The sequence below is a fragment of the Shewanella denitrificans OS217 genome (assembly GCF_000013765.1).
In the GTDB taxonomy this organism is placed as follows: Bacteria; Pseudomonadota; Gammaproteobacteria; order Enterobacterales; family Shewanellaceae; genus Shewanella; species Shewanella denitrificans.
This window is the reverse complement of sequence record NC_007954.1, coordinates 4532289-4545906: the sequence shown is the minus strand read 5'-3', so window position 1 is coordinate 4545906 and position 13618 is coordinate 4532289. Positions and strand designations below refer to the sequence as shown.

The 13618-nt window shown below is 45.1% G+C and carries 14 protein-coding genes; 11 read left to right on the top strand and 3 right to left on the bottom strand.

Annotation, left to right across the window (positions count from 1 at the left end; all coding sequences use genetic code 11):
• The first annotated feature begins 455 nt into the window (after window positions 1–455).
• From rpmH to SDEN_RS19620, 7 genes are all read left to right on the top strand, one after another.
• Window positions 456–593 carry a 50S ribosomal protein L34 gene (gene rpmH / locus SDEN_RS19645; protein WP_006083827.1) on the top strand — a complete coding sequence of 46 codons (138 nt, stop codon included), beginning with the start codon at window positions 456–458 and terminating at the stop codon, window positions 591–593.
• 12 nt (window positions 594–605) lie between these two features.
• Window positions 606–962, top strand: a complete 357-nt coding sequence (rnpA, locus tag SDEN_RS19640) for a ribonuclease P protein component (protein WP_011498188.1) — start codon at window positions 606–608, stop codon at window positions 960–962.
• Window positions 929–1183, top strand: coding sequence for a membrane protein insertion efficiency factor YidD (yidD, locus tag SDEN_RS20320; RefSeq protein WP_011498187.1), 255 nt, complete (start codon window positions 929–931; stop codon window positions 1181–1183). The genes rnpA and yidD overlap by 34 nt, the downstream gene beginning before the upstream one ends.
• A 3-nt stretch (window positions 1184–1186) precedes the next feature.
• The gene (gene yidC / locus SDEN_RS19635) at window positions 1187–2812 is read left to right on the top strand and encodes a membrane protein insertase YidC (protein WP_011498186.1); all 1626 of its coding nucleotides are present in this window, start codon (window positions 1187–1189) and stop codon (window positions 2810–2812) included.
• Window positions 2813–2902: 90 nt separating this feature from the next.
• Complete coding sequence (gene mnmE / locus SDEN_RS19630) at window positions 2903–4264, top strand: tRNA uridine-5-carboxymethylaminomethyl(34) synthesis GTPase MnmE (protein ID WP_041406602.1); 1362 nt, start codon at window positions 2903–2905, stop codon at window positions 4262–4264.
• 41 nt (window positions 4265–4305) lie between these two features.
• On the top strand, window positions 4306–4920 hold the full coding sequence (locus SDEN_RS19625) for a 3'-5' exonuclease (RefSeq protein WP_011498184.1): 615 nt from the start codon (window positions 4306–4308) through the stop codon (window positions 4918–4920).
• 168 nt (window positions 4921–5088) lie between these two features.
• Complete coding sequence (locus SDEN_RS19620; RefSeq protein ID WP_011498183.1) at window positions 5089–5685, top strand: hypothetical protein; 597 nt, start codon at window positions 5089–5091, stop codon at window positions 5683–5685.
• Window positions 5686–5792: 107 nt separating this feature from the next.
• Here SDEN_RS19620 and SDEN_RS19615 read toward each other — a convergent pair whose 3' ends face one another.
• Window positions 5793–7589 carry an N-acetylglutaminylglutamine amidotransferase gene (locus SDEN_RS19615; RefSeq protein WP_011498182.1) on the bottom strand — a complete coding sequence of 599 codons (1797 nt, stop codon included), beginning with the start codon at window positions 7587–7589 and terminating at the stop codon, window positions 5793–5795.
• A gap of 186 nt (window positions 7590–7775) precedes the next feature.
• On the opposite strand from SDEN_RS19615, the gene SDEN_RS19610 reads away from it, so the two are divergent.
• Both SDEN_RS19610 and SDEN_RS19605 read left to right on the top strand, forming a co-directional pair.
• Window positions 7776–8684 carry an ATP-grasp domain-containing protein gene (locus SDEN_RS19610; protein ID WP_011498181.1) on the top strand — a complete coding sequence of 303 codons (909 nt, stop codon included), beginning with the start codon at window positions 7776–7778 and terminating at the stop codon, window positions 8682–8684.
• Window positions 8685–8705: 21 nt separating this feature from the next.
• Window positions 8706–9533: a class II glutamine amidotransferase gene (locus SDEN_RS19605; RefSeq protein WP_011498180.1), complete on the top strand. Its 828-nt coding sequence runs from the start codon at window positions 8706–8708 to the stop codon at window positions 9531–9533.
• Window positions 9534–9590: 57 nt separating this feature from the next.
• On the opposite strand, the gene SDEN_RS19600 is transcribed toward SDEN_RS19605, so the two are convergent.
• Window positions 9591–10463: a LysR substrate-binding domain-containing protein gene (locus SDEN_RS19600; RefSeq protein WP_011498179.1), complete on the bottom strand. Its 873-nt coding sequence runs from the start codon at window positions 10461–10463 to the stop codon at window positions 9591–9593.
• Window positions 10464–10595: 132 nt separating this feature from the next.
• Between SDEN_RS19600 and SDEN_RS19595 the strand changes: the two genes are divergently transcribed.
• Window positions 10596–11726 (top strand): S-(hydroxymethyl)glutathione dehydrogenase/class III alcohol dehydrogenase, encoded by a 1131-nt coding sequence (locus tag SDEN_RS19595; protein ID WP_011498178.1) that lies wholly within the window; start codon window positions 10596–10598, stop codon window positions 11724–11726.
• Between the two features lie 62 nt (window positions 11727–11788).
• Window positions 11789–12628 (top strand): S-formylglutathione hydrolase, encoded by an 840-nt coding sequence (gene fghA, locus SDEN_RS19590; RefSeq protein WP_011498177.1) that lies wholly within the window; start codon window positions 11789–11791, stop codon window positions 12626–12628.
• Window positions 12629–12914: 286 nt separating this feature from the next.
• Here fghA and SDEN_RS19585 read toward each other — a convergent pair whose 3' ends face one another.
• Window positions 12915–13469, bottom strand: coding sequence for an alanine:cation symporter family protein (locus SDEN_RS19585; RefSeq protein WP_011498176.1), 555 nt, complete (start codon window positions 13467–13469; stop codon window positions 12915–12917).
• Window positions 13470–13618 lie beyond the last annotated feature (149 nt).

Sequence of the window (13618 nt, the reverse complement as noted above, 5' to 3'; positions counted from 1 at the left end):
CCCCGAATTTTTTGCCAAAGGAGATGTATTCTATAGTGAGAAGTGTCAGATCGCTATCCTTTAAAACATAATTATCCCCAAGGAGATCATTCGGTGTGGATATCTGGGATCTTGCGGGATCAAAACCGATCCACTTTTAGGGATCTATTTAGCAAATACACGCAATTGCTGCTTTCTTATCGGATCGAGATTGATCTATAATGCCCCCGCTTTGATCGGCTCAAACACACTATGAACCACTAGATATTGTGTTGATGCACAGAGTTATCCACAAACTATTGTGTGTGGAACGGCTTTTATCGCAGAATTGATTTAAAGTTTATCGGCAGAATTTTTTCATATTATGGCTTTGCTTATTGACGCTAGCTATTAAAGTGATTACAATTCGGCCTCTTTTTTGCTCTTACCTCAAATCGAGGTAAGCAATATTCACTTAACAAAGACGGATTGCCATCATGAGTAAACGTACTTTTCAACCTAGCAACCTGAAGCGCAAGCGTTCTCACGGCTTCCGCGCTCGTATGGCCACTGTAGGCGGCCGTAAGGTGCTTGCACGTCGTCGTGCGAAAGGTCGCGCTCGTTTATCTGCGTAAGTAGATAACTAGGTGACTAGCTATACCTTTTCGCGGGAGTTACGCTTGTTAACTCCCGCGCAATTTAAATCTGTGTTCTCCAATCCTATCAAAGCATCTTCTGCTGAAATCACTCTGCTTGCTATTCCAAATATTGAGCAACATCCACGTCTTGGGTTAACTGTCGCTAAACGTTTCGTTAAGCGGGCAAATCAGCGTAACCGTATTAAACGTGTGATAAGAGAAAGTTTTCGTTTGAATCAACATGATATTCCAGCTTTGGATATTGTTGTGTTAGTCAGAAATGGCGTGATGGAAATGGAAAATGCAGACCTAAATAAACTGATAGAGAAGTTATGGCGCAAGCTCAGTCGCCGCTACAATGGCTAGCTACCACGGTAATTCGTGGCTATCAACTCTTCATCAGCCCTCTTATGGGACCTCGATGTCGTTTCAATCCTACTTGCTCACACTATGCTATCGAAGCAATTAAATTGCACGGAACAGCGAAAGGTAGTTGGTTTGCATTGAAACGCATATTAAGATGTCACCCTTTACATCCCGGCGGAAGCGATCCCGTCCCTCCTAAAAATGACAGGTGTAATAAATAGGCTATGGAATCTCAACGCAATATATTGCTTATCGGTTTGTTGTTTGTCAGTTTTTTACTTTGGCAACAGTGGCAAACAGATAATGCGCCGCAAGTAGCGGCTCCACAAACACAAGTTAAATCCCACGTTTCAGCTGAAACTAGCTCAGATGTACCTGAAGCCGATGGCAGTGTGAGTACAGCTGTTGTGGCTTCAACAAATCTTATCAATGTCACCACAGACCAACTGGTAATAAAAATTAATCCACTGGGTGGCGATATTGTTTATGCAGCATTAGTTAAGCATAAGACTGAAATCGATAAGAATGACCCTTTCATATTGCTCGAGCAAAGCAGTGATTTTAACTATATCGCTCAGAGTGGCCTGATTGGCCGTGATGGTATTGATAGCAGCACTAAAGGCCGCGCTCAATTCACCACCACCTCAAGTGACTTCAGCTTAGCCGATGACCAAGACAAACTCACAGTACCACTTACTTTAGTGACTGATACTGGCGTTCGTTACACTAAGGTATTTACTTTTACTCGTGGTCAATTTGATGTTGGCGTCGACTATCAAGTAAACAACACCTCTGATAAGTCACTGCAATTGCAGATGTACGGTCAAATCAAGCAAACCATCAAGCCTACCGAAGGTAGCATGATGATGCCGACTTACCGTGGTGCAGCTTTCTCTACCTCTGATGTGCGTTATGAGAAGTATGACTTCGAAGACATGGCTGACATGAACTTAAGCAAGTCGACCTTAGGTGGTTGGGCGGCTATGTTACAGCACTACTTCGTATCCGCTTGGATCCCACCTGCGACAGATGCCAATACCATCTTCTCTAGTGTCAGTGCCGGTGGTTTTGCCAACATAGGTTTCCGTGGTGCTGTTTATGATGTCGCCCCGGGTAGCGAGCAGAGCATAAGCGCTCAGTTTTATGTGGGCCCTAAAGATCAAAAAGCCCTTTCTGCCATTTCAGAAACCTTAAATCTCGTTGTAGATTATGGTTTCCTATGGTGGTTAGCGATTCCTATTTATAAGTTACTGATGATATTCCAATCACTAGTAACTAACTGGGGTATCGCTATTATCTTAATCACCTTAACAGTGCGTGGTTTGTTATACCCACTGACTAAGGCTCAGTATACCTCTATGGCTAAGATGCGTAATCTACAGCCTAAGCTTGCTGACATGAAAGAACGTTTTGGTGATGACCGTCAGAAGATGGGTCAGGCCATGATGGAGCTCTACAAGAAAGAAAAAGTAAACCCTATGGGTGGCTGTTTACCTATCTTGTTACAGATGCCTATCTTCATCGCACTCTACTGGGTATTGCTAGAAAGCTACGAGCTACGTCACGCTCCATTCATGTTGTGGATTAATGACTTATCGGTTCAAGATCCTTACTACGTGCTGCCATTACTTATGGGTGTGTCTATGTGGTTAATGCAGAAAATGCAACCGATAGCGCCAACCATGGATCCAATGCAAGTTAAGATGATGCAGTGGATGCCTGTTATCTTTACGGTATTCTTCCTCTGGTTCCCAGCAGGTCTAGTGCTTTACTGGTTAGTGGGTAACTTAGTGGCCATCACTCAGCAAAAGATTATTTATGCAGGTCTTGAGAAAAAAGGCTTAAAATAAGCCCAAGCTCAGCAAATAATTTATTGTGTAGTTAGATAGAAAGGCGGCTTAATGGCCGCCTTTTCCTTTGAAAAATTAGCAGGTATTCCCGTGACAACAGACACTATCGTGGCACAAGCCACAGCGCCTGGCCGAGGCGGCGTAGGCATCATTCGTATTTCTGGTGATTTAGCCACTAATGTGGCCATGGCAGTGTTGGGTAAAGTGCCTAAGACACGTTACGCCGATTACTGCGACTTTAAAGATGCCGATGACAGGGTGATAGATCAAGGTATAGCGCTGTTCTTCAAAGGGCCCAATTCTTTCACAGGTGAAGACGTATTAGAACTGCAAGGTCACGGCGGGCAAATCGTGCTGGATATGCTGATCAAACGTGTGATGCAAGTCAGCGGCGTGCGCATAGCTAAACCCGGTGAGTTCAGTGAGCAAGCCTTCTTAAATGATAAGTTAGACTTAACTCAGGCCGAAGCCATCGCCGATCTAATCGATGCCACCAGCGAGCAAGCCGCCAAGAGTGCTTTGCAATCCTTACAGGGTGAATTCTCAAAGGAAGTGCATGAGCTGGTTGAGCAAGTGACTAACCTGCGCCTTTATGTGGAAGCGGCGATAGATTTCCCCGATGAAGAAGTGGATTTTTTATCTGATGGTAAAATAGCCAATGCCCTTTACCGTATTATCGCAAAGCTCGACACAGTACAAGACAGCGCTAAGCAAGGTTCTATCATACGTGAAGGCATGAAAGTGGTTATTGCTGGGCGCCCCAATGCCGGTAAATCAAGCTTGTTAAATGCCTTAGCAGGGAAAGAGTCTGCCATAGTTACAGAAATAGCGGGCACCACCCGTGATGTACTGCGTGAACACATTCATTTAGACGGCATGCCGCTGCACATTATCGATACTGCAGGCCTTAGGGATACCTTAGATACTGTAGAGAAAATTGGTATTGAGCGCGCCTGGGCCGAGATAGCCACCGCCGACAGAGTCTTGTTTATGGTCGATGGTACTACCACAGATGCCGTCGACCCCCATGATATTTGGCCTGATTTTATTGACCGCTTACCCACAAGACTTGGGGTCACTGTGGTGCGTAACAAGGCTGACTTAACTGGCGAATCGCTCGAGAAGTCTCAAGAGCAAGGCTTTGATGTTTACCGCATTTCGGCGAAAACCGGTTTAGGCGTTGAAGAACTCAAACAGCACTTAAAATCATTAATGGGTTACCAGAGTAATCTTGAAGGTGGTTTTATCGCTCGTCGCCGTCATTTGGAAGCCCTAGAATTAGCCGCCAGCCACTTACAACTCGGTAAAGAACAACTAGAGGTCTACCTTGCAGGAGAACTGCTGGCCGAAGAACTGCGTATGGCCCAGATGGCCTTATCTGAAATTACCGGTAAATTCACCTCAGATGATTTGCTCGGTAAGATTTTTAGCTCCTTCTGTATCGGTAAATAATGTATCGGCAAACAGTGTCTCGGTAAATAGGCGTAGATAGTATGACTCTGGCGAATAATGTTGTTGTGCTCGACTTTGAAACTACCGGTTTATCCCCAGACATGGGCGATCGCGCCATTGAAATTGGCGCGGTTAAGTTGGTTGATGGCCAAGTGGTAGATAGCTTTCAAGCACTGATAAACCCGGGTCAAAGGGTAAACAGCTTTATTGAGCAATACACAGGCATTAGTAATCAAATGCTTAAAGATGCCCCAAGATCAAACGTGGTGATGGGGCAATTTACAGAGTTTATTGCTGGATTTAATTTAGTGGCCCATAACGCCAGTTTCGATAAGAAATTCTTAGATGCCGAGTTTTCAGCCAATAAGCTCAGTTATAGCGGCCAATTTGCTTGTTCTCTATTGTTATCGCGGCGCATAAGCCAAGAGGCCCCCAATCATAAACTCGGCACCTTGATCCAGCACCATCAATTAGCTAACGACGGCGTATTTCACCGTGCCTTAGCCGATGCCACCATGACAGCTAATCTATGGTTACATCAAGTGTCTTTACTGCAGCAACGACTCCCTACTCAGCAAATCACCTTAGATATCATCAATAAAATATCCCGCTTGCCTAAGGCTAAAATAGCCAACTTCTTTCAGACAATCAAATAGATAACATGAAATCGCATAAATTCATGTAAAACAGATAACTAGCTTAATTAAGAGATGATTATGCTATGGCATTTTATCATCATTTTTTAGCTTGCCAGCTATTGCTATTTGAGCGGCTTACCGATTAAATTGCGCTGCTTTCTCCCCCCTATGATGGAGACTTAAAACATGAGAGCAGTGGTTTGTAGTTTGTTGATGTTCAGCGTAATAAATCTGACGGCTTGTGTTGCAACCCAGCATACCTTTGCCACAAAAATAAAAGCGGAAAGCGAGCAACATTTAGATCTTTCTCAACAATGGGAACAAGGCCATAAAGATGTAAAAAATGCTAGAGAGCTCCTAAATGACGGCCAAAAACAGATAACTAAAGGTAGAGCTGAAATTTTAGAGGGTGAAAGACGGCTTGCACAGGCGCGAATTGAAGCACAAAGACAACGGCAGATTTTTATCAATAAAGCCAATAGCCTGAGCAATGTTCAATCAGGAATTCAGGCCACTAAAGTAACGGAGCAGCTAGAAGATATAGCCGATCTCTGGGAAGATGCAGATGATAAGTTCGTTGACGCTAAAGCGTTAATTGAAGACGGCAATACCAAGGTTGCCGAAGGTGAAAGCCTACTACAACAAGGTCAAACCTTATTGGGCAATGGACGCGCTAGAATGCAGCAAGCCGAAGCTAAATACAAACAACGCACAGGCTCGACAGATCAAGGCCAAGGCCTAGTTGAACAAATGTATATCCAAGAACAACCACGTAACTTCTAATAGATAAAATAACCGATATTGGACTCTGGCTACCCAGTATCGGTTTGACATAAACTAAGCTAATTTGGGCTAGCGCTTAACCCCGCAAAACCCTGCAATTATATCCCTCAGCGATTATCTAAGTGTAACTGTAGCCAAAGTTCTAATAACGTCACTTGCCATAAGCGCGAACCGAAACGAGTCAACTGCTGCTCGGGAGAGGCCAGCATGGTATCGATATAATCTAAGTTGAATATCCCCCGTGTTCTGGCGATGGGTTCACTAAACACTTGTTTAGCGAGCGCTAGGTAGGGCCCTTGCATGTTCCTAAGTCCAGGTACAGGAAAGTACCCCTTAGGTCTGTCTATGACTTGGTTGGGGATAAGCTTTCGCGCCATCTGCTTTAATAAATACTTGCCGCCATCTTTAATCTTAAGCTGATAAGGCATTCGGCTGGCGAGCTCCACCAGCTTATGATCGAGAAATGGCACCCTAGCTTCAAGGCCAAAGGCCATGGTCATGTTATCGACTCGCTTGACGGGATCATCAACCAGCATGACTAAGGTATCTAGCATTAAGGCTTTATCTATGGCATGAGTCGCTTTGCACTGAGCAAAGTAATCACGAACAAAATCTCCCGCATGATCGCCATCGGCCATCTTAGGCGTCACCAACTGCTGATACTCACCATATTGCCAAGAAAAATAATTGTCCTGATACACTTGGGCCGCCATTTGCTCACTGGCATCGACCATAGGTGGATACCAATGATAGCCAGCGAACACTTCGTCGGCCCCCTGACCACTCTGTACCACTTTGACATGCTGACTGACGGTTTTTGATAACAAGTAAAAGCCAATAACATCATGGGAAACCATAGGTTCAGACATAGCAAGGATGCAATCGGGAAGATGTTGCAGCAGCTCTGCGTGATTAACCTGTATTTTTTGGTGCTTGGTCTGGTAATGTTCTGCTATCACATCAGAATAAATAAATTCATTACCGAGTTCATCCGCCACATCATCGAAACCAATGGAGAAGGTATGGATTTGTTTTTGCCCTAGTTCATGCATTAGCCCCACTAAAAGTGAGGAGTCCAATCCACCAGATAACAAGACTCCCACAGGAACATCAGCCTCTAATCTGCGCCTGACACTGTCATACAAGGCTTGTTCGAGTTGCTGTGACCACAGCTCTTCACTCATTGCCTCTGCTGACGGCTGTGACATCTGATATTGCTCGGTATCACTGTTATCCAGTTGCCAATAGCTCTGTTGGTTAATCTCTCCAGCGGCAGATATTGTCATCCAATGACCTGGTTGGAGCTTTTTGATGCCCTTAAACAAGGTGTGCTCAGTCACTATGGCGCGAAAACACATATAGTGATTGAGTGCCACTGAGTCTATTTCGGTACTCGCCTCAGTGTGAACTAATAAGGCGGGTAAGCTAGAGGCAAAGACTAAGCCCTTATCATGAATAAAGTAGTACAAGGGTTTAATGCCAAGTCTGTCTCTGGCTAAGAAAACCTTACCCGTATCGCGCTCATAAATAGCGAAAGAAAACATGCCATTAAACTGATTTACACAAGACTCACCCCAATGGTCATAGGCTTTCAATATGACTTCAGTGTCACTGGAGGAAAAGAATTGATAACCCAGATGTATCAATTGCTCCCGTAAGGCGCGGTAATTATAGATACAGCCATTAAAAACCAAGGTTAGCCCTAAGGTGGCATCCACCATGGGCTGAGATCCTTGCTCAGACAGGTCGATAATTTTAAGGCGTCTATGACCGAAACAGCAGCGCCCCTGACTAAAAACCCCGGTTCCATCAGGCCCTCTAGGTGCAAGCTTGGTTAACATTCGAGCCACCTGGTTCACGTCAGCTTCGCCTGCAAAGGCTATTTCTCCGGCAAGGCCGCACATACTCTCTCCCTTTGATCTACTGTTGTATTAACTTAGTAAAAAACTGCAGCTTCTCAAGGAAACTCAGATAAATAAGCCAGATTTCCCCCCGCTACCCCCCATGAAATGAGTGAATGCCGCCGCGGTTATCGACGCTGACTGCTACACTTTCTCATTCAGGTTATAAATTAAATAGTAGAAGCAATCATGAAGATAGCCATACTCACAACCAATCAGGCCGCGGATGATAGCCGCTTAGTTGCCACGGCTCGTAAAAAGGGACACAGTGCCAACCTACTCGATTTGCGTCAGATGAGTATCGCACTAAGGCCCAGTGTGGCGGATATTTACTATCAGAATGAATTAATCACGCATCATTTTGACGCCATTATTCCACGGCTCAATGTCTCCTATACGGATTATGGGATTAATCTTCTGCAGCAATTTATCTGTTCCAATACCTATGTCAGTGAGTCCCCTGAGGCTTTGCGCCTGGGTAGAGATAAACTTAAGTGTCTGCAGCATCTGCTCAGTAAAGGACTGCCTTTTCCAACCACAGCCATCGCCTATACGCCGGATTTTTTTAACGCCATTATGCAGCAGCTGCAATTGCCGCTGGTGGTTAAACTCATAGAAAGCACCGAAGGCACTGGGGTGTTTCTGGCAAGGACACACAAAGAAGTCGACAACTTATGCAAAACATTTTCTCTTGCGGGAGTGAGTTACCTTATCCAAGAGTTTATTGCAGAAGCCGCCGGCCATGATGTTAGGGCATTTGTGGTGGGCAACAGAGTGGTCGCCGCGATGCAAAGGGATTCACAAGATGATGATTTTAGGGCCAACGTATCCTTAGGGGCGCATTCATCAGCAGTCACGCTCAGTGCAGATGAACAAGAATTAGTGCTAAAAGCGACTCAAAGCATAGGGGTTCATGTGGCAGGGGTGGATTTTGTCCGCTCTAACCGAGGCCCCTTGTTGTTAGAAATCAATGTTTCCCCCGACTTTACTGGCGAGCAAGGCATAGAAGCAATCACCCTGCGCGATGTGGCCGCCGACATTATCGATTATACCGTCCAGCATGCTGAGGCTTTTTATCAAGGGCGTAGCAAATATTAGAAACACTAGGAGATAACGCAAATGTGTAGATGGTTAGCTTATTCTGGCAGGCCTATTTTCCTCGACTCATTAGTCACTCAACCTTCTCACTCCTTGGTTGCCCAAAGTTTACATAGCCAACTCAATGTCAGTTCCGCCGGCGTGCTGTTAAGTACTAACGGCGATGGCTTTGGTATAGGTTGGTACCATAAGCGCCCAGAACCTGGGGTATTTAAAGATGATAAGCCTGCTTGGCATGATGAGAATCTGAAAAACTTATGTCATCAGGTCAAATCACATATTTTCTTTGCTCATATAAGGGCCACCACCACAGGCGATGTACAGCGCACCAATTGCCATCCATTCCAATACAAGAACTGGTTATTTCAGCACAATGGCCATGTCAGTCATTTCGACAAAATTCGCCGTGAATTACAGCTAGAGATAGCCCCAGAACTCTATCCACACCTTAGGGGAACCACAGACAGTGAGACATTTTTTCTTTTGGCTTTAACCTATGGTCTGATGGAGCAACCTAAACAGGCCATGCAGAAAATGGTGCGGCGGGTAATAACCGCGTTAGAAGGGGTAGATAAAGCAGGGGTACTGAATTTATCCTGTGCCTTATCTGATGGCGAAAAATTATTCATCTTACGCTTTGCCCATAATGAAGCGGCAATGACACAGTTTTACTCTGCCGATACCGACTGCTTTCATGAGTTTAATGGACAATGTAACCCTATCCCCAATGGCAGCTTAGTCGTGGTGTCTGAACCACTGGATAAAGCCAGTGATAAATGGACCTCCATCCCCACCAATACCTTCACCAGCATAATTAAGAATAGAGTCCACAGCGAAGTCTTTCTATGATTGTCAGCCTGTAGACCTTTTACAGGGTATCTAAAGCGGATCTAATTAAGGTGTATGTCACTCAGCCAACTCATCGGCCAGCTTATCCACCAGTAAACGCACCTTAGGCGAAAGGTGGCGATTGTGAGGATACAGAGCCCATATCCCTTCTTTAGATTGCTGAAAAGGCTCGAGTAATACCATAAGCTTACCTTCAGTCAGTGCTTGGCTAACGTAGTAATCCGGTAATTGCACTATCCCAAGCCCCCGAATAGCGGCATCCAGTAAGCTAAAACCACTGCTGCAGTGCAAACTACCCTGCACTTTTATATTCTTCACCTTGCCCTGTTCGATAAATTGCCATTGAGACTGGCTGCCTATCAGGCAATTATGTTGGCTCAATTCAGACAAGCTATATGGGGCGCCATAGGTTGCTATGTAGCTAGGTGCAGCGCACACGTATTGACGCCGGCTACTGAGGCGCTTGGCCATCATGCTCGAATCCCCCAATTGCCCTAGACGAATGGCTAAATCAAACCCACCATCGATAAGATCTAGCCTTTGATTGGTCAGCTCACATTGCACTTCGACTTGTGGGTATTGGGCCATAAAAGCAATCACTATCGGCATAATATGCGTCTCACCATAGGTGACTGGTGCCGTCATCTTGATAAGGCCTTGAGGTTTATCCTTAAGGCTTGATATGGCGCGCTCTGCATCATCCAAACCATTGAGCACCTGACGACAATGTCGATAATAAACAGCGCCTTCTTCTGTTAGGGCCACTTTGCGGGTGGTGCGATAAAACAACTTAGTGCTTAAACGATCTTCAAGCTGGCTGACTTGACGACTCACCTGTGCTGTAGAAATACTGAGTCTTTTTCCCGCAGCGGTAAAACTCTCAGTTTCAGCCACAGCGACAAATTCAGATATGCCCTCCCACTGCATCATTATTACACCCTCGTAAAGGTTATTTGTAAAATAGGCTAATTATCATCTGAATATAAAGAAATACAATAGATAAATCGACTAAGGACTAAACTTAGTCAACTCAAAGTTAACCCTCACCATTAGGACATTATTATGACAGCGCAATTTATCAAGTCTAAAGCCGCTATCGCCTGGGGCCCAGGACAAACACTCTCCGTTGAAGAAGTTGATGTGATGTACCCCAAGGCCGGTGAGGTTATGGTGCGCATTGTTGCCACGGGTGTTTGCCACACTGATGCTTTTACTTTATCAGGCGACGATCCTGAAGGGGTATTCCCAGCGATTTTAGGTCATGAAGGCGGCGGCATAGTTCACATGATTGGCGAAGGCGTCACTAGCGTAAAAGTGGGCGACCATGTCATTCCGTTATACACGGCAGAATGTGGCAAGTGTAAGTTTTGTACTTCAGGTAAAACTAACCTGTGTAGCGCAGTACGTGAAACTCAAGGTAAAGGCTTAATGCCTGATGGCACCACGCGTTTTTATAAAGATGGTCAGCCAATATTTCATTACATGGGCTGCTCGACCTTCTCTGAATACACAGTATTACCTGAAATTTCACTGGCTAAAGTCAATCCTACCGCCCCCCTTGAAGAAGTGTGTCTATTAGGTTGTGGCGTAACCACAGGCATGGGCGCCGTGCTTAAAACGGCTAAAGTTCAAAAAGGCGATACCGTGGCAATATTTGGCCTTGGCGGCATAGGTTTATCCGCTGTGATTGGCGCGACTATGGCGGGTGCAAGCCGGATTATCGGCATAGATTTAAATGAATCTAAGTTCGAGCTGGCGAAAAAGCTTGGCGCCACAGATTGCATTAATCCCAAAGATTTCGATAAGCCTATCCAAGAAGTGATTGTTGAAATGACTGATGGCGGCGTGGACTTCTCTTTTGAGTGCATAGGCAATGTCAACGTGATGCGCAGCGCCTTAGAGTGTTGCCATAAAGGCTGGGGTGAGTCTGTGATCATAGGTGTTGCTGGTGCTGGGCAAGAAATATCAACCCGTCCTTTCCAGTTAGTCACAGGCAGAGTCTGGCGTGGCAGTGCCTTTGGTGGCGTAAAGGGACGCAGTGAATTACCCGGTATCGTAGAGCAGTACCTTAATGGTGACTTTAAGTTAGATCACTTTATTACCCACACCATGGGGCTTGAGGATATCAATAATGCGTTCGAATTGATGCATAAGGGCGAAAGCATTCGCACAGTTATCCATTTCGATAAGTAATGTGATTACTATCAATAATTTACTGCCGCCCTAGCCAAAAGCTAGGGCCAAAAGGACATGCTATGACGCTAGATAATATCAGCAGTAATAAAAGTTTTTCAGGTTGGCACAAGCAATATCGTCACCATTCACTCAGCTTAAACTGTGACATGCGCTTTGCTATTTTTTTACCGCCACAAGCCATGAATGAAAAGGTACCTGTGCTCTATTGGTTGTCAGGACTCACTTGCACAGATGAAAACTTCATGCAAAAAGCGGGAGCCCAAAGACTCGCGGCAAAGCTTGGCATCGCCATTGTGGCGCCTGATACTAGCCCTAGAGGCAATGATGTACCCGATTGCCCAGAGGGTGCTTATGACTTTGGTTTAGGTGCAGGCTTCTATGTTAATGCCACCGAGGCCCCCTTTGACACTCATTACCAGATGTATGACTACATAGTGAATGAATTGCCAAGCTTGATTGAAGCCCATTTCCCTATAAACAACAAACGCAGTATTGCAGGCCATTCCATGGGCGGTCACGGAGCACTCACTATCGCCCTAAGAAACCCTGACAGATACCAAAGTGTGTCGGCATTTAGCCCTATTTGTAATCCCATCAATAGCCCATGGGGCATAAAAGCCTTTAGCGGTTACCTAGGTAAAGATAAGCAAAACTGGCTGAATTACGACAGCTGCGAGCTGATAAAAAAAAGTCATCATTTTGTGCCCGCGCTGGTGGACCAAGGTGAAGACGATAACTTCCTTAAGGAGCAGCTAAAGCCTGAAAATCTACAAGCAATAGCTAAAAACATCAACTACCCACTGAAGTTAAGGATGCAGCCAGGCTACGATCATAGCTATTACTTCATCGCAAGCTTTATTGAAGACCACTTAGATTTCCATGCAAAACACTTAGGCTAACTTATACCAATCACATTAATTATGTGATCTATCAGAGCGCCTCAAGCTTTTCAATTCAAGGCGCATTAATGCAGTAAGGGTTATTCCCTTTCAAACCTCATTCTTACACAGGAATGCAACGATGAAGAGGAACGCTTGAGACACTCCCAAGGGGCGGGTTTCAAAGGGGATTTCTCTGCGTTGAAGACTTTTGACATAGCACCACTATGCCTTCAAGCCTCCGCCTTGATTAATCCCCTTTGAATTCCCGCTGAATGACCAGATAATTAATACGATTGGTATTACCCTATTTTAGGCGAGCAAAGTAATCCTTTGCCGCCGCCCTCACCTTAGGCGCTAACAACAAAGCAGATGTCATGGTTGGTATGGCCATCAAGGCATAAGCGCCATCGATAATATTAATAATCTCACTCACGGTTGCCGTTGCAGCGAACAAAATAGCCAGCAAATAGAAGTATTGATACAAGCGAATGCGCTTGCGACCAAACAAGAAGGCGAAACACTGGCCCCCATAAAATGCCTGAGTAAATATGGTGCTGATACTGAAAAAAACCACACATAAAATCAGTAAATAAGGCCCAACACCTGGCATAGTGATATCAAAAGCTTGCGCCGAAAGATTCACCCCTTCAGCTTCTGTTCCTTGCCAAACCCCTGAAATCAAGATAATAAATGCCGTCGCCGTGCACACCAATAAGGTATCGATTGCAGGTCCTAACACAGCCACTAAACCTTCTTTTACAGGCTCATTGGTTTTCGCACTGCCATGGGCCATCACCTTAGTAGCGACCGTGGCAATACGTTTAATTCCGCCTAAAATCACACTGGCAACGATACACATCACCACTATGCCTAAGCTTAAATCCAGCCAAAATGTCGGCTAAATCCATGGTTTTCTCGTTAATTATTGGTTAAACACTTACAAGGAAAATACTGGCTAACTTGGCTCTACGCAATGGAAATTCAGGTAAACTAGCCACAAAAGCACAG